Origin of the sequence: Neisseria sp. 27098_8_112, assembly GCF_041433235.1 — a bacterium.
Taxonomy (GTDB): domain Bacteria; phylum Pseudomonadota; class Gammaproteobacteria; order Burkholderiales; family Neisseriaceae; genus Neisseria.
Window position 1 is genome coordinate 22,113 of record NZ_JAPWBB010000008.1, and the last position, 17,330, is coordinate 39,442.

General features: G+C 49.3%; 12 protein-coding genes and 1 tRNA gene. 9 read left to right on the top strand and 4 right to left on the bottom strand.

The features are described 5' to 3' along the window. Nucleotides 1–69 precede the first annotated feature (69 nt). From O3682_RS06530 to O3682_RS06550, 5 genes are all read left to right on the top strand, one after another. The gene (locus tag O3682_RS06530) at nucleotides 70–1,689 is read left to right on the top strand and encodes an ABC transporter substrate-binding protein (protein ID WP_371509142.1); all 1,620 of its coding nucleotides are present in this window, start codon (nucleotides 70–72) and stop codon (nucleotides 1,687–1,689) included. 75 nt (nucleotides 1,690–1,764) lie between these two features. Next, nucleotides 1,765–3,561 carry an aminopeptidase P family protein gene (locus O3682_RS06535; protein WP_371509144.1) on the top strand — a complete coding sequence of 599 codons (1,797 nt, stop codon included), beginning with the start codon at nucleotides 1,765–1,767 and terminating at the stop codon, nucleotides 3,559–3,561. A gap of 232 nt (nucleotides 3,562–3,793) precedes the next feature. Further along, a complete protein-coding gene (oppB, locus tag O3682_RS06540; protein WP_036490316.1) occupies nucleotides 3,794–4,714 on the top strand; it encodes an oligopeptide ABC transporter permease OppB in 921 nt (306 codons plus the stop codon). Nucleotides 4,715–4,786: 72 nt separating this feature from the next. Then, nucleotides 4,787–5,695: an oligopeptide ABC transporter permease OppC gene (gene oppC / locus O3682_RS06545; RefSeq protein ID WP_003683112.1), complete on the top strand. Its 909-nt coding sequence runs from the start codon at nucleotides 4,787–4,789 to the stop codon at nucleotides 5,693–5,695. Between the two features lie 24 nt (nucleotides 5,696–5,719). Further along, complete coding sequence (locus O3682_RS06550) at nucleotides 5,720–7,324, top strand: ABC transporter ATP-binding protein (protein ID WP_371509146.1); 1,605 nt, start codon at nucleotides 5,720–5,722, stop codon at nucleotides 7,322–7,324. A 235-nt stretch (nucleotides 7,325–7,559) separates the two neighbouring features. Here the strand turns inward: O3682_RS06550 and O3682_RS06555 are convergent. Beyond that, nucleotides 7,560–7,650, bottom strand: a tRNA-Ser gene (locus O3682_RS06555). Between the two features lie 79 nt (nucleotides 7,651–7,729). Beyond that, entirely contained in the window at nucleotides 7,730–8,509 is a 780-nt protein-coding gene (gene yaaA / locus O3682_RS06560; RefSeq protein ID WP_371509148.1) for a peroxide stress protein YaaA, read from the bottom strand. Nucleotides 8,510–8,679: 170 nt separating this feature from the next. Here yaaA and O3682_RS06565 point away from each other — a divergent pair, with 170 nt between their 5' ends. Continuing rightward, the gene (locus tag O3682_RS06565) at nucleotides 8,680–9,069 is read left to right on the top strand and encodes a RidA family protein (protein WP_371509150.1); all 390 of its coding nucleotides are present in this window, start codon (nucleotides 8,680–8,682) and stop codon (nucleotides 9,067–9,069) included. A 69-nt stretch (nucleotides 9,070–9,138) separates the two neighbouring features. After that, the gene (locus tag O3682_RS06570) at nucleotides 9,139–9,969 is read left to right on the top strand and encodes a symmetrical bis(5'-nucleosyl)-tetraphosphatase (protein WP_063068237.1); all 831 of its coding nucleotides are present in this window, start codon (nucleotides 9,139–9,141) and stop codon (nucleotides 9,967–9,969) included. Between the two features lie 55 nt (nucleotides 9,970–10,024). Here the strand turns inward: O3682_RS06570 and O3682_RS06575 are convergent, their stop codons facing one another. Together O3682_RS06575 and O3682_RS06580 are read right to left on the bottom strand one after the other, a co-directional pair. Continuing rightward, nucleotides 10,025–11,398 (bottom strand): FAD-binding oxidoreductase, encoded by a 1,374-nt coding sequence (locus O3682_RS06575; protein WP_371509251.1) that lies wholly within the window; start codon nucleotides 11,396–11,398, stop codon nucleotides 10,025–10,027. A 95-nt stretch (nucleotides 11,399–11,493) separates the two neighbouring features. Next, a complete protein-coding gene (locus tag O3682_RS06580; RefSeq protein ID WP_003683138.1) occupies nucleotides 11,494–11,760 on the bottom strand; it encodes a hypothetical protein in 267 nt (88 codons plus the stop codon). A 513-nt stretch (nucleotides 11,761–12,273) separates the two neighbouring features. On the opposite strand from O3682_RS06580, the gene O3682_RS06585 reads away from it, so the two are divergent. Beyond that, on the top strand, nucleotides 12,274–12,756 hold the full coding sequence (locus O3682_RS06585; protein WP_003683125.1) for an FKBP-type peptidyl-prolyl cis-trans isomerase: 483 nt from the start codon (nucleotides 12,274–12,276) through the stop codon (nucleotides 12,754–12,756). 217 nt (nucleotides 12,757–12,973) lie between these two features. Next, a complete protein-coding gene (glgB, locus tag O3682_RS06590; RefSeq protein ID WP_371509152.1) occupies nucleotides 12,974–17,260 on the top strand; it encodes a 1,4-alpha-glucan branching protein GlgB in 4,287 nt (1,428 codons plus the stop codon). The last annotated feature ends 70 nt before the right edge of the window (nucleotides 17,261–17,330 follow it).

Consider the following 17,330-nt stretch of genomic DNA (forward strand, 5'->3'; position numbering starts at 1 on the left):
GTAGTCGAGTGTAGTTTGAATCATCAGGCCGTCTGAAAAAGAAGAATACCCAAAAAGAAGGAATGAAATATGGCCGGAAAAACCTATCCGCTGTTGGCTGCATCATTGGCTGCCGTATTCGCGTTGTCGGCGTGCAGCCGTGATGTTAAGCCTGCTCCTGAGTTTAAACGTACCGATTATGAGCGCGTGGTGGTCAGCAACGGCGTCGAGCCGGGTACGCTGGATCCTCAAATGAGCGGCGATATGGCGGCCGGTGCGATTATCCGTCAGTTGATGGATGGTTTGGTCGGTACGGATGCCGAAGGCAAAACCATTCCTGCTTTGGCGGAAAAATGGGAGAGCGAGGGCGAGCGTATTTGGACCTTCCATCTGCGTGATGCCAAATGGAGCAATGGCGATCCGATTACTGCCGAAGATTTTGTATACAGCTTCCGCCGTCTTGCCGATCCGGCAACCGGCGCACCTTTCGGCAGCTATTTGGTCGATGCCCAAGTGGAAAATGCGGAAGATATATTAAATGGCAAAGCCAAGCCTGAGACATTGGGTGTCAAGGCGTTGGACGCAAAGACCCTGCAATTTACGCTGATTGCGCCCGTGCCTTATTTCCCCGATATGCTGATTCAGCAATTCACATTTCCGGTTCACCGCGCCACTGTTGAAAAATACGGCAATAAGTGGACGCAGCCCGATCATTACGTTTCCAGTGGCGCTTATCTGTTAACGGATTGGAAAGTCAACAGCCACATTAATATGGAACGCAATCCCAATTATTACGATAAAGACAAAGTAGCCATTCCGAAGGCGGTGTTCTTGTCAGGCAGTGGCGAATACAACCGCTATCGCGCCAATGAAATTGATGTGACTTACGGCATTCCCAGTGATCAGGTCAAAGTGGCGGATATTGAGTTTCCGGGACAAGTGAAACGTACAACTTCTTTATGTAGCTGGTATTTGGAGCCGAACCACGAAGCAGCGCCGTTTAACGATCCGCGCGTCCGCAAGGCGCTCAATATGCTGACGCGCCGCGACATCGTCGTCAAAGTGGGCGGTCGTGGCGATACGCCTGCGTTCCAGTTGACGCCGCCGCAAATGCAGGGCGTGATTCCTGTTTATCCGGAGTGGAAAGAGTGGACGCCTGAAAAACGCATCGAAACTGCGCGCAAACTGTTGAACGAAGCAGGCTACAACGATGACCATCCGCTTGAGTTCGATATTTTGTACAGCACCAGCGAAGCGTCTAAAAAACAAATTACTGCCGTGCAGTCGGTGTGGAAAGCCGCCATTCCGTTTATCCGTCCGACTTTGTCCAACGAGGAATGGAAAACTTATTTGGATACGCGCGCGCAAGGTAATTTCAAGGTTTCGTTCAGCGGCTGGTGTTCCGATTTCAACGATCCGGCTGGTATGCTCAATATCTTGAAATCCAACAACTCAAACAATGCATTCCGCTACAAAAGTGCGGCGTTTGATACATTTATGAACAATACGCTGAAAGATGGTGTCAGCAAGGAAGCACGCAGCCAGCTCTATGCCGATGCGGAGAAGCAGCTTCAAGAAGACGCTGCACTGATTCCACTGTATCATCAGGTTGAAGTGCGTATGGTCAAACCTGATATTATCGGCTATTCCGACAAAGACCCTTTGCGGAACTACACGGTCAAGAGCTGGTCGTTCGCACCGAAAAAATAGATTGATTATAGACAGCACAAGTTTTCAGACGGCTTTGATGACAGAGGCCGTCTGAAACAATAGGAGACATAACACATGAAATCTGTACAACAACGTTTGTCCGCTTTACGCGAAGCCATGAAAAAACATGGCGTAGACGCGTTTGTCATTCCTTCTGCCGATCCGCACCTTTCCGAATACCTGCCTGAACATTGGCAGGCACGTCGCGATTTTTCCGGCTTTACCGGTTCGGCCGGTACTTTGGTGGTGACCGCCGATAAAGCAGGCGTGTGGACGGACAGCCGCTATTGGGAACAGGCAGGTCAACAGCTTGCGCCAAACGGCATCGAGCTGCAAAAAATGGGTGTTGATGCGCCTTATACCGAGTGGTTGGCACAAAATCTGCCCGAGGGTGCAGTGGTCGGCGCGCCTGCCGATATGTTCGCACTCAGCGGCGAGCGCGGTTTGAAACAGGCACTTGCCGCCAAAAACATCCGCCTCGAATATCCTGAAACCTTGTTGGACGAAGTATGGGACGACCGTCCTGCATTGCCGACTCCGGAAATCTACGTTCACCATCCCGACTATGTTTCCGAAACTGCAGCCGAAAAACTGGCCCGTATCCGTGCGGCCATGAAAGAGCAGGGCGCAGATGCACATTTGGTTTCTTCTTTGGACGACATCGCTTGGATTACCAATCTGCGCGGCGATGATGTGCCGTTCAACCCCGTGTTCTTGTCCCATTTGTTTATCAGCCAAGACAAAGCCGTATTGTTTACCGATGCAGGCCGTCTGAAAGCCGAATCTGCCGAAGCTTTGAAAGCGGCAGATTTTGAAGTATTGCCTTATGCGCAAGCGGCGGACTACTTGGCAGGTGTTAAGGGCGCATTGCTGATTGATCCGAACAAAACCGCTGTCGGCACTTTGCGCCGCCTGCCTGAAGACGTTCGTTTGGTTGAAGCCATCCACCCAAGCACATTCTTCAAATCAGTCAAATCCGATGCCGACATCGCCCATATCCGCAATACCATGGCGGAAGACGGCGCGGCATTGTGCGGCTTCTTTGCCGAGTTTGAACAAATCTTGGCAGAAGGCGGCGAATTGAGCGAACTGGACATCGACGGCATGCTCTACAAACACCGCAGCCAACGTCCCGGCTTTATTTCGCCAAGTTTCGACACCATCGCCGGCTACAATGCCAATGCCGCCTTGCCTCATTACAGCGCGACACCGGAAAACAACAGCAAAATCAAAGGCGACGGTATGTTGCTGATTGACTCCGGCGGTCAATACTGGGGCGGTACGACCGACATCACGCGCGTGGTGCCTGTCGGCAATCCGAGTGCGGCCATGAAGCGCGATTACACTTTGGTGTTGAAAGCGCATATTTCTCTGGCGGAAACCATTTTCCCTGAAAACATCAAAGGCCCGATGATTGATGCCATCTGTCGTAAATCACTCTGGCAGGCACAATGCGATTACGGTCACGGTACAGGTCATGGCGTGGGCTATTTCCTCAATGTGCATGAAGGTCCGCAAAGCATTGCCGTTGCCGCCGTGCCGCAACCGCATCACGCGATGAAGTCAGGCATGCTGACTTCCAACGAGCCGGGTCTTTACCGTCCGGGCAAATGGGGTATCCGTATCGAAAGCCTGGTAATCAACCGTCCGGTTGAAAACCCAGAGGAAACCGAGTTCGGCAAATTCCTGTATTTTGAGACCGTTACCCTCTGTCCAATCGATACGCGTCTGATCGATACCAAACTGATGACCGGCAGCGAAATCGAATGGCTGAACCAATATCACGCCGAAGTGCGCCGCCGTCTCGAGCCTTTGACAGAAGGCGCGGCCAAAGCATGGCTGATTGAACGCACCGAACCTTTGGCGCGTTAACGTGAAAGGCCGTCTGAAACGGCGGATACAAAGTTTCAGACGGCCTTATAACAACAATTATCTAAAAACTAAAAAACCTTACCCGACTCCGAATAAAAACAATAACCCGGTCGGAATAGAGAGAGAAACCGGCGCGGCGACGTTACAGATGCCTGCTGCCATTCATCCGATTTCCGCTTCAGGTCAGCTTTGTTTTCACGAGTCCGGTATGTTCAGACAGGACAGCCTGATTATGTTGAAATTCATCATCAAACGGATATGTGCTTCCATCCCGACCATGCTGGTGTTGATTACCGTATCGTTTTTTCTGATGCGGCTTGCACCGGGCAGCCCGTTCACAGGTGAACGAAACCTGCCGCCTGCGGTCATGGCCAACATCGAAGCCAAATACCACCTCAATGATCCGATGTACCTCCAATATTTCCACTATCTCAAGCAGTTGGCGCAGGGGGATTTGGGGCCGTCGTTCAAATATAAAGATTTCAGCGTTAATGAGTTGCTTGCCCAATCCCTGCCGGTATCGGCGGAACTTGGCTTCTACGCCTTTTTGATTGCCGCTATCTTCGGCATGTTTATCGGCATTATCGCCGCCTTAAAACAAAACAGCTGGCTGGATTATGCGCTGATGAGCGGCGCGATGACCGGTATCGTCGTTCCCAGCTTTGTGATGGCACCGGTATTGGTGCTGGTGTTTGCCGTCAGACTGCAATGGCTGCCTGCGGGCGGTTGGAACGATGGCGCACTGATGAACTTGATTCTGCCTGTCGTTACTTTGTCCATTGGTTATGTGTCCAGTATCGCGCGGATTACGCGCGGCGCGATGATTGAAGTATTGAACAGCCCTTTTATTCGCACGGCACGCGCCAAAGGCCTGCCCATGAGCCGCATCATCCTGCGCCATGCGCTGCGTCCCGCCATGCTGCCGATTGTTTCTTTCTTAGGCCCGGCATTCGTCGGCATCATCACCGGCTCCATTGTGATTGAAAACGTGTTCGGTATTCCCGGCGTCGGACAATTATTTGTCAACGGCGCGCTCAACCGTGACTACGGCATGATTTTGGGTTTGACGATTTTGGTCGGCATCATGACCATTTTGTTCAATGCCATCCTCGATATTCTGTATGCCATTATTGACCCGAAAATCCGTTATTAATCCCATTTGCGCAAAGGCCGTCTGAAAAGTTTAGACGGCCTGAAGAAAGAATAAAAAGCGAGAGAGAACATTATGTTATTTAAAAAGAAGCAGACTCAGGCCCTCGCAGAGGCAGCAGAATACGCCCAAGTACACGGTAAAAGCCTGTGGAGCGACGCATGGCGGCGTTTTAAACAGAACAAAGCGGCGGTGTACAGCATTATCATCCTGTTGCTGATCAGCATTTTTGTGATTGTGGCACCATGGATTGTCCGCTACACCTACGACTTCACCGACTGGGACAATATGCAGATTCCACCGTCCTTTTCTACCCATCACTATCTGGGTACGGACTTGCTCGGCCGCGATTTGCTGTCGCGTGCGGCAACCGGCGGACGTATTTCCTTGCTGGTCGGTGTGGCCGGCGCATTGGTGGCTGTTGTCATCGGTACGCTTTATGGCGCGATTGCCGGCTTTATCGGCGGTAAGCTCGATTCGCTGATGATGCGCTTTTTGGAAATTTTGAACGCGTTTCCGTTTATGTTTTTCGTGATTCTGCTGACCACGTTCTTCGGCCGCAACCTGCTTTTGATTTTTGCCGCTGTGGGTTTGGTGTCTTGGCTAGACGTGGCGCGTATCGTGCGCGGTCAAACCTTGAGCTTGAAGCATAAAGAGTTTGTCGAAGCGGCGCGTGTGAGCGGCGTGGCAAAACGTAAAATCGTGACGCGCCACATTATTCCGAATGTTTTGGGTGTGGTGATGGTGTATGCCTCTTTGTTGGTGCCGGGCATGATTATGTTTGAATCCTTCTTGAGCTTCTTGGGTTTGGGTGTACAAGAGCCGATGACCAGTTGGGGTTCGATGTTGCAAGAAGGCGCGATTTCGATGGAAGCCGCACCTTGGCAGCTGCTCGTGCCGAGTTTCTTCTTGGTAACCACTTTGTTCTGTTTCAACTTTATCGGTGACGGCCTGCGCGATGCGCTCGACCCGAAAGACCGCTAAACCGCAACCAAAAGGATAATCAAAATGACAAAACAGTTACTGGTTGTAGAAAATCTGGACATCGATTTTGAGCTGCATGAGAAAACCGTTCATGCCGTGCGTAATGTCAGCTTTAAAGTGGCAGAGGGCGAAACATTGGCTTTGGTCGGCGAGTCCGGATCGGGCAAATCTGTAACCTCCATGTCCGTTATGCGCCTGTTGCCTGAGAAATTTGCCCGTTATGGCAAAGATTCGCGCATTACTTTTGACGGTATTTCCATTTTGGATGCCGATGAGAAAACCCTGCGTGATTTGCGCGGCAACCGCATCAGCGTGATTTTCCAAGAGCCGATGACCTCGCTCAATCCGTTTATGCGTATCGGTGCGCAACTGATTGAAGCGGCGTGTGTGCACAATAAAAAGCTTGGCAAAAAAGAAGCAGGGCAGAAAGCATTGGAATTGCTGGAACGTGTCGGCATCAAAGAAGCCGAGCGCCGCATGAAGCAATATCCGCACGAGTTTTCCGGCGGTCAGCTGCAACGCATCATGATTGCCATGGCTCTCATTAATGAACCTGACTTGCTGATTGCCGATGAGCCGACCACGGCTTTGGATGTGACTATTCAAGCCGAGATTCTCGATTTGCTCCATGATTTGCAACAGCAAATGGGCATGGCGATTATCTTCATTACCCACGATTTGGGTTTGGCGGAACACTATTCCAAAACCGTCTGCGTCATGCGTAACGGCGAAATTGTTGAGCGCGGCAAAATCAAAGAAGTATTTGCCCATCCGAAACACGAATATACTGCCGAACTCATCAATGCCATTCCCAAAGGCATGAAAGAGCCGGAAGAAAACAACGCCGGTGTGTTAATCGATGCCGATAATGTCAATGTTTCTTTCGTATTGAAGCAAAACTTTTTCGGCAAGCCGCTCAAAACTTTTGACGCCGTCAAAGGCATCAGCCTCAAAATTAAAGAAGGCGAAACGTTGGGCGTCGTCGGCGAGTCCGGTTCCGGCAAATCCACGTTGGGCAAAGCCGTCATGCAGATGCTGCCTTATACTGGCCATATCTCCTTTGAAGGCAAAGACCTGAAAAACTATACCGCTGAAGAAGCACGCCGTCTGAAATCGCAACGGCAAATTGTGTTCCAAGACCCGTTCGGTTCGCTTTCCCCTCGCCTGACCGTTGGCGAAATTATTGGCGAAGGTTTGACGGTTCATCATCCTGAAATGACCAAAAAAGAACGTATCCAGCGCGTTTTGGAAGTCATGAAGGAAGTGTCCCTGCCGCTTGATGCGCTCAACCGCTATCCGCATGAATTCTCCGGTGGCCAGCGTCAGCGTATCGCTATTGCACGCGCCGTTATCCTGCGTCCGAAATTCATCCTTTTGGACGAGCCGACCTCTGCACTTGACCGCTCCGTACAATCCAAAGTGGTCGAACTTTTGCGCGATTTGCAGAAGAAATACGGCCTGACTTATATGTTCATCAGTCATGATTTGTCTGTCGTACGCGCTGTCAGCGATAATGTGATTGTGATGAAGCAGGGCGAAATGGTTGAGTACGGCAGCGCGGATCAAATTTTCCACCATCCGCAAAACGACTACACCAAACGTTTGATTAACGCCGCGTTTGATTTGTAGAAAAGGCCGTCTGAAGTAGTTTTCAGACAGCCTCTAGTTTTGTATTCGGTTATAAACAGGGAAGGGGTACTTGGATAGGTATAAAGTTTAAAAGGCCGTCTGAAACCGGATAGGGAAGTTTCAGACGGCCTTTTGTTTATCGATAATGTTGACCCGTCAACATAAACTTAAATTTCAAAAGGACAAAAATAAAAAAAGACTTGAATCAATCAAGTCTTTATATCCTTATCAAGAATGGCGGAAGCGGTGAGATTCGAACTCACGGAGGGCTATCAACCCTCGACGGTTTTCAAGACCGTTGCATTAAACCGCTCTGCCACGCTTCCGTTCTTGAAGCCGTAATACTAATGGAACTTACGGCCTTTGCCAAGAGGTATTTTAGGGAAAATATCTAGTATTTTGTTTTTATTTGGATTGTTCTTCACGCATGAATACCCATTCGGCTTCGTTTGAAGCTGCTTCATTGAATGAATAGCCTTCGTAGTCGAAATTTTTGAGCATTTCAGGCTCGGTAATGCCGTGCTCTGCCGCGTAGCGCACCATCAAACCGCGCGCACGTTTGGCGTAGAAGCTGATGATTTTGTATTTGCCGTTTTTCTCGTCTTTAAAAATCGGCGTAATCAGGCGTGCGTTGAGTTTTTTGGTGTTGACGGATTTGAAATATTCTTGTGAGGAGAGGTTGATTAAAACGTCGCTGCCTGCCTGCTTCAGCGTTTGGTTGAGCAGGTCGGTGATTTTATCACCCCAAAATTCGTAGAGGTTTTTACCGCGCGTGTTGGCAAAGGCCGTGCCCATTTCCAAGCGGTAGGGCTGCATCAAGTCGAGCGGGCGCAGTACGCCGTATAAACCGGAAAGTAGGCGGACGTGTTGTTGCAGGTAGTCGATTTGTTCAGGTTTGAGCGTATCGGCGGCGATGCCTTCATAGACGTCGCCGTTGAACATAAATACGGCCTGCTTGGCGTTTTCAGGCGTAAACGGCGTGTGCCATACGGCATTGCGTTCGGCATTGAGCAGGGCGATTTTGTCGGAAACATGCATCAGCTCGGCGATTTGTTGGGGGGCAAGCTGGCGCAACTCCTGCATCAGGATTTCTGCTTCGGGCAGAAGGTCGGGCAGGGTAAAGCTGCTGACGGGGGAGGGGTTTTTTTCGTTGAGGTTTTTGGCTGGGGATAAGACAAAAAACATAATAATTTCGGCTTTGAAATGAATAATGTGTGGGATTGTAGGTTTAAAATCGAGGAAGAACAAGATGGGCTAAATGCATTAATTGAATGCTTTTATTGAAACGTATTTCTGTTGAAAGTAAAATTCGAAGCTTCCCCCTGATTCTGACATTTCTATTTGAGGAGAATATCATGTCTAAAACCATTATCCATACTGACAAAGCCCCTGCCGCGATTGGCGCATACAGCCAAGCACTCCGCGCAGGCGATACGGTTTATATGAGCGGTCAGATTCCTTTGGATCCAGCTACGATGACTGTGGTCGGCAATGGCGACTTCCGCGCCGAAGCAGTGCAAGTATTTAAAAATCTGCAAGCCGTAGCCGAAGCGGCCGGCGGTTCTTTGAACGATATCGTCAAACTCAATGCTTATTTGACTGATTTGGCCAACTTTTCCGTATTCAATGAAGTGATGGCTGAATTTATCGAACAACCTTTCCCTGCGCGTGCGGCGGTTGGCGTGGCCAGCCTGCCTAAAGGCGTTCAGGTTGAAGCGGAAGCAGTATTGGTTTTAAATGCATAATTGATTTTTCAGACGACCTTGGCTGGGCTTGAGGCCGTCTGAAAATAATAACAACGGAAAACAATAATAATGGCACATTACGCAATCGGAGACATTCAAGGCTGTTTTGACGAGCTGACTTTGTTGCTTGCCAAAATCGGCTTTAATCATGGTACGGACACCCTTTGGCTGGTCGGCGATATTGTCAATCGCGGCCCAAAGTCATTGGAAACCCTGAAATTTGCCAAAGAGCATGACAGCAGCGTGCAAATGGTTTTGGGCAATCATGATTTACATCTTTTGGCAGTCGGTTGCGGTGAAGGAACGCTCAAGCGCAGCGATACGGTTGAGCCGATTTTGACCCATCCCGATAGTCATGCCATGCTTGACTGGCTGCGTCATCAGCCGCTGTTGGTGCGCGGCGACAGGCATGTGATGGTGCATGCCGGTATTTTGCCGCAATGGTCGGTTGATAAGGCTGAAAGCCTTGCCCGTGAAGCTGAGGATGAATTGCAAGGTAAAAAATACAGGAAATTTTTTGGCAAAATGTACGGCAACAAGCCGACCGAGTGGACGGACGATTTGACAGGCTATGAGCGCCTACGCATGATTATCAACGTCTTTACCCGTATGCGGGCGCTGACGTACAAAGGCGAATTGGATTACGAATATAAATCCACTTTGAAAAAAATGCCGCTTTACCTGCGCCCTTGGTTTAAAGCGCCCGATAGACAAAATTTGGATTATATTACCGTGTTTGGGCATTGGTCGTCATTGGGCTACGTTAATACCGATCAGGTCATCGCTTTGGACACCGGTGCGTTGTGGGGCGGAGAGCTGACAGCGGTCAATTTGGATACCAACGAAGTGATACAGGTACCGTCGTTGGGCGGATTGGATTGGAAAACGGCATTGAAATAGTTTGGATAAAATAAAAAGGCCGTCTGAAATGTTTCAGACGGCCTTTTTGTATTGGTTAATCCAAAGAAGGCAGGAGTTTGTCCGGATTCATGATGCCATAAGGGTCAAGTTGATTTTTGATAGCATGCATCAGAGCAAGTTCGGCCTGTGTACGTACTCGGGGCAGCCAATGTTTTTTAATGATGCCTACGCCGTGTTCGGCGGCAATCGTACCGTGGCAGGCAAGGATGTTTTCATAAACAATGGTATTGACGGCGTCTTCGTATTGGTAGGCTTCGTTGCTCAATACGTTGGGCAGGAATGTATTGTAATGCAGGCTGCCGTCGCCTAAATGTCCGAAGCAGACAATTTGTATGCCGGGAAAGCGGGTTTCCAAGGCAGGGGCGCATTGGCGGACAAAGGCGTCCACTTGGGCGATAGGGACGGCGATGTCGTGTTTGATGCTGGTGCCGAGTTTGCGTTGGGAAGCGGAAATATTTTCACGCAAGGTCCATAAGTCGGAGCGCTCTTGCTCGGATTGCGCCAAGATACTGTTTTCCCATCCGTTTTGATAGAGAAATTCGGCAAGTTTTTCATCTAGTCCGGCATCGGGAACGGAATCTGCAAGTTCTATCAAAATATGCCATTCCGCATCAGCAGGCTTTTTGAGTTGGCTGAATTCCGAAGATAAATCGAGGGCAAAGCGGCTGATCAGCTCGAAGCTGGTCAAGCGCTCGGCAAAATGGCCTTGCACCGCAGTTAAAAGCGAAACGGCGGATTCAATATCGTCTAAACCTACCCATGCGGTCGCTTTGGTTTTGGGCTGGGCAAAGAGTTTGAGTGTGGCGGCGGTAATGATGCCCAATGTTCCTTCGCTGCCGATAAAAAGATGGCGTAAGTCGTAGCCGGTTGTGTTTTTGTGCAGGGGCTGAAGGTGGGAAACCAGTTCGCCGTTTGGTAAAACGACTTCCAAACCCAATACCAAATCGCGCATGCTGCCATAACGCAAGACATTCAAACCGCCGGCATTACAGGCGATATTGCCGCCGATTTGGCAAGAGCCTTCGCTGGCAAGGCTGAGCGGAAACAGTCGCCCGGCTTCGGCTGCTGCCTTTTGAGCATTTTGCAAAATCATGCCTGCTTCAACCGTCATGCTGTTGTCGGCAAGGTTGATATCGCGGATGCGATTAAGCTTGGAGAGATTGAGCAGTACGCCTTCGCTGGTTACCGTTGCGCCGCATAATCCGGTATTGCCGCCTTGCGGGGTTACGTGTATGCGATTTTCAAAACAGAAACGCATGATTTTCTGCACGCTCTCGACGGAGTTCGGCTGTAAGACAATATCCGGCGAAGAAACAAAACGGCGGCGTTGGTCGTTTAACAAGGCCGGAGTGGCTTCGATGATTTCAGAGGCGGAAAGAAACTCAGCAAAACGGTCGTGAAAGTGCATGGCAGTCAGGCGGAAAAGTCGGGAAGGGGAGTGTGAGAAATGTAAAAAAGCAGGATACACAATGGTATCCTGCTTTTCTTATATTCAAAAGAATATTATTTAGCAGCTTCAGAAGCAGCAGCTTCAGTAGCAGATGCAGCGGCTTCAGTAGCAGATGCAGCAGCTTCAGTAGCAGAAGCAGCGGCTTCAGTAGCTTCGGTAGCAGCAGAAGCAGCGGCTTCAGTAGCAGATGCAGCAGCTTCAGTAGCAGAAGCAGCGGCTTCAGAAGCAGCAGAAGCGGCAGTTTCAGCAGCTTTATCAGCACCGCCACAAGCGGCCAAAGCTAAAGACAACAAAGCAGCAGCGAACAGAGATTTTTTCATTTTTGAGGACCTTTTTAAATCGATTTAAACATTTAAACTAAAAATAGCCGTCAAACGGCCTGTACAGTAGAAATTCATTGCTGAATTTTCGTTATTATGCCCCACGGGGTGGGCCAATGCAACGTTGCTTAACCGTTTGCGGATTAAAATCAATACAAAATTAGCGAAAATAATGTAAATCAGGGAGGCAGATAAAAAATCATCTAAAAATATTCATAATTAATGAACTTTTAAAAAGTTGTTTATATTCAATAATTTGATTATTTTTAACTGTTGTTGGTTTTAAGGATTTAGAATGTTTTTGCGTTTAGGGAAATTTTTGTAATTTAGCAACTTTGTGTTGTGAAAAAGCAACTTTTATGGATTGGAATCATTCAATTTGGTTTTTTATATGGGCTTTTTGGTTTTGTTGTGTTTGCCAAAAGTATTTGTTTAAGGTAAACCGATTGTTTAGTTACAGCTGTGATAGAATAGCCTGAACTTGACTTTTAAATATTGATTAAGGACGACATGATGTCTATTGTTAAAAATTCCGTAGTTTCGCTGCATTATGAAATGTACGATGCAAACAACCAGTTGTTGGATAAAACCGAAGAGCCGATTGCTTACCTGCATGGCGGTTATGACGGTATTTTCCCTTTGGTGGAAGAAGCGTTGCACGGCAAAAATGTAGGTGATACCGTTGAAGTGGCTTTGTCACCTGATGATGCTTTCGGCGAGCAAGATCCTGAGCTGGTGCGTATTGAAGATGTAAGCGTATTTCCTGTCGAAGTTGAAGTCGGCATGATGTTTGAAGCCGATGATCCGGAAACAGGCGATGTGTTGATTTATCGTGTAACCGATGTTGCCGACGGTAAAGCCGTAGTAGACGGCAACCATCCTTTGGCCGGTATGAAAGTATTGTTCAAAGCGACCGTTGAAGGTGTGCGTGATGCGACTGAGGAAGAAATTGCCCACGGTCACGTACATGGCCCGCACGGTCATCACCACCACTAATCAGGCTTGAAGCATGATAAAGGCCGTCTGAAAAGGAATGAAACCTTCCTTTTCAGACGGCCTTTAAGTTTTTACAAGACAGATAAATAGGAAATTTTGGCGCAGGTCAAATCAAACAGGGAAATATGGATTTTGTTAGAGACTACAATAAACTACATGTAACGGTGCGACAAAATCTGTATTAAGATTCAGATATTGGTAAAACAGGCAGAATGCAATGAGTGAAACATTGGAGCAGCAGGCTGTAAAGGCCGGTATTGATTTGGGCTACCACGACATCAACGGTATATATCATGCGACCAAACCTGAAGTTTTGGAATCGATCGTTGCTGTTTTGGATAAAAGCAAACCGGATTCAGACGGCCTTTATCTGAATACGATGGTCGCGCATGAAAACGGCGAAGAATCTTTACAGATGCCGTCTGAATTTCATGGTGCGGAAGCGGTCGTATTGATTGATGAGTCGGATGAGTGCCAGACCTTGACTTTATATCCGGGCGACAACGATACGCTTTGGATTAAGCTGCCCCAACTGGCTTGTGGTTATTACACTTTGTCGGCTGAGACCGGCGGCAAATGTCGCCTTGTACGCCTGATTGTTGCTCCTGAATCGGTTTACCAACCCAAACTGCTTGCCAATGGCGGTCGGATGAATGGTTTGACCATGCATTTGTACAGCCTGCGTTCCGAGCGCAACTGGGGCATAGGCGACTTTACCGATTTGCTGAACCTGATGAAATATGCGGCGGAGAAAAAGCTGGATTTTGTCGGTATCAACCCTTTGCACGCTTTGTTTACCAGTAAGCCCGCCTTTGCCAGCCCGTATAGCCCTTCTTCGCGCGAATGGCTCAATCCAATTTATTTGGATATTGAGAAAGTGGGCGCGTTTACTTATAACGAGCAACTGAAAAACTGGCTGGCACAACCGAAAATCCGTCAGCGCATCGCCGCTTTGCGTGTTACGGAAACAGTGACTTATACAGCGGTTTGGGCATGTAAGCGTGATGCGCTGCAGATGGCGTTTAACGCGTTTGAACAAGATACTTGCGAAGCTGCGGCAAATGAACGCGTTGCATTTGAAGCATTTGTATTAGAAAAAGGCAAAGCTTTGCAAGGCTTCGGTTTGTTTGAGGCTTTGGACCAGTATTACAGCCGTCCCGGACAAGTGGGCTGGCAGTCGTGGCCGTCTGAATTTCATCAGCCTGATGGCGAAGCAGTAGAAAAATTCGCGTGCAGTCATGAGCGGGAAATCCGTTTTTATATGTGGCTGCAATGGCTTTGCGCGGAGCAGTTGCAAGAAGTCAACCAAGCCGCTGCCAAATACGGTGTCAAACTTGGTATTTACGGCGATTTGGCGGTCGGCGTAGCGCGCGGCAGCGCGGATACTTGGTTAAACCGTCAAGATTATTGTATGGACGTATCGGTTGGTGCGCCGCCCGATCCTTTGGGGCCGACAGGGCAGAATTGGAATTTGCCGCCGCTTAATCCGTCGATGTTGAAACATACGGGCTATGAAAAGTTTGCCCATCTGTTGCGCGAAAACATGCGCCTGTATGGCGTGTTGCGGATTGATCATGTGATGGCATTGTGTCGTTTGTGGTGGGTTTTAAACGATAAAACAGCAGATTTCGGCGCATATGTGCATTACGATGCTGAAGTGACTTTTGCTATTTTGGCTTTGGAAAGCCAGCGCAACCGTTGCGTCATCATCGGCGAGGACTTGGGGACGGTACCCGATCAAGCGCGTTATCTGCTCAACCGCTATCAAGTGTTTTCCTACAAAGTGATGTATTTCAGCAAGGGCTGGAACGGTTTCCAACTGCCTGAAGAATACCCAGAGCAGGCGATTACGGTCATCAGTACCCACGATGTCGCGCCCTTGGCAGGTTATTGGATAGGCCAAGATTTAGATACGATGTTCAAACTCGGTACTTTGCCTGATGCAGCCGCTTTTCAGACGGCCTTGGACGAGCGCGAACACGATAAAGCCGATTTGCTGGATAAATTGAAATATACCGGCTGTCTGGGTGCGGACGTACAAATGCCGGCAAAAGCCGATGAAACCTTGCTTGCGGCTTTGCACAAATACGGCGCATTGAGCCGCAGCAAGCTTTACGCCGTACAACTGGAAAACCTGCTGGGCGTCATTGACAATCTGAATGTCCCGGGTGTAACCGAAGGCTATCCGAACTGGGCGCAAAAAATGCCGGTTTCTTTGGAAGATTTCCTACAACACCGCCTCATGGGCGGCCAACTTGCCATTATTGACGAGGTACGCATGAAAACAAACAGCCAAATCAAGACTTATCATGAACTTGACCAAATCGAGCGCGATACGGTCGAAAGCCTGTTTCTTGCCACCCATAGCGATGTGTTCGCTTATCTGGGACGACACCGCCTTGCAGAGGGTGATGAAGTTGTACGCGTTTTGATTCCCGGAGTAGTAAGCGTGGATATTGTGAACCGCCGCAGCGGCGAACTCATCGTGCCGTCTGAAAAAATTGATGAACGCGGTTTCTTTGTGGCTGTTTTGCCCGATGATGCGCCCGATTACGCTTTGAGTATCCGTTACACCGAAGACACCGAGCCAGTGATTGAAGAAGACCCTTATCATTTCAGCTCTGCGTTGCAAGACATGGATTCCTGGCTGTTGGCAGAAGGTAAGCACCTGCGTCCTTATGAGACTTTAGGCGCGCATTTTGCCGAGTTGGACGGCGTGAAGGGCGTACGCTTTGCTGTCTGGGCGCCAAATGCGCAACGCGTTTCCGTCATCGGCGAATTTAATAACTGGGATGGCCGCCGCCATGTGATGCGTTTCCATCGCGACAACGGCATTTGGGACATCTTTATTCCTGCGGTCAAACTCAATGCCCTCTACAAATTTGAAATCCGCGATGCCAACGGTAATGTACGTGAAAAAGCCGACCCGTATGCTTTCGGTGCGGAACTGCGTCCGACCACGGCATCTATCGTGCGCGGTTTGCCTGACGAAGTGGAAGAACCGGCCTTCCGCGCCCGTGCCAACGCCATTGATGCGCCGATCAGCATTTATGAAGTGCATTTGGGTTCGTGGAAACGCAATCCGGAAAACAACTTTTGGCTGACTTACGAAGAGCTTGCCAAAGAATTGGTCGCATATGTCAAAGACATGGGCTTTACCCATATTGAATTTCTGCCTGTTTCCGAATATCCGTTTGACGGCTCATGGGGCTATCAGGCAACCGGTTTGTATGCACCGACCAGCCGTTTCGGTTCGCCGGAAGAATTACGCGCATTGATTAAAGCTGCGCACGACGAGGGTATCAGCGTTATCCTCGACTGGGTGGTCGGCCATTTCCCAACCGATGATCACGGTCTGGCCAAATTCGACGGAACCGCGCTGTATGAACACGCCGATCCGCGCGAAGGATACCACCAAGACTGGAACACCCTGATTTACAACTTCGGCAGAAACGAAGTGAAAAACTTCCTGCAAGGCAACGCCCTGTATTGGATAGAACGTTTCGGCTTTGACGGTATCCGCGTTGACGCGGTGGCTTCGATGATTTACCGCAACTATTCGCGCAAAGACGGCGAGTGGATTCCGAACCAATACGGCGGCCATGAAAACCTCGAAGCCATCGCTTTCCTACGTGATACCAACACCATGTTGAAAGAGGAAGTTCCAGCTGCAACTGAAATTGCCGAAGAATCTACTTCGTTCGCCAATGTGACTCGCCAAGAAGGTTTGAACTTCAGCTTCAAATGGAATATGGGCTGGATGAACGATACTTTGCGTTACATGATGGAAGACCCCATCAACCGTAAATATCACCACAACAAAATGACTTTCGGCATGATGTACCAGTACAGCGAGAACTTCGTCCTGCCGCTTTCACACGATGAAGTCGTGCATGGCAAACGCTCGCTGCTCGGACGTATGCCCGGCGACTGCTGGCAACAATTTGCCAACCTGCGCGCCTACTACGGCTTTATGTACGGCTTCCCCGGTAAGAAACTGTTGTTTATGGGCAGCGAGTTTGCACAAGGCCGAGAGTGGAACTACAACGAAGGACTGGATTGGTTCCTGCTGGAGCAAGAGGGTGGCTGGCACAAAGGCGTACAAGACTTTGTGCGCGAATTGAACCATATCTATAAAGACACCGCGCCGCTTTACCAATTGGACCAATGGCCTGAAGGTTTTGAGTGGTTGGTTGCCGATGACGGCGACAATTCCGTATTCGTCTTCGAGCGACGCGACCGCGAAGGCAACCGCGTTATCGTGATCAGCAACTTCACGCCAGTAGTACGCGAAGGCTATCGCTTCGGCGTAAATTCTGCCGGCGAATACCGCGAAATTCTCAATTCAGACGACCTACATTACAAAGGCAGCGGCGTTTCTGCCGGCGCAACGGTGGAAACAGAAGAAGTTTGGTCGCATGGCAAACCAAATTCCCTGTCTGTTACCGTACCGCCGTTGGCAACCGTTTACCTGTATCAGGCGGCAGTCAAAGAAGAAGCGTAAATCAACTTTGAGGGTGGGCATCATGCCTGCCCAATCAGCTGAAAATTAAAAGATAGTGATATCAATATGA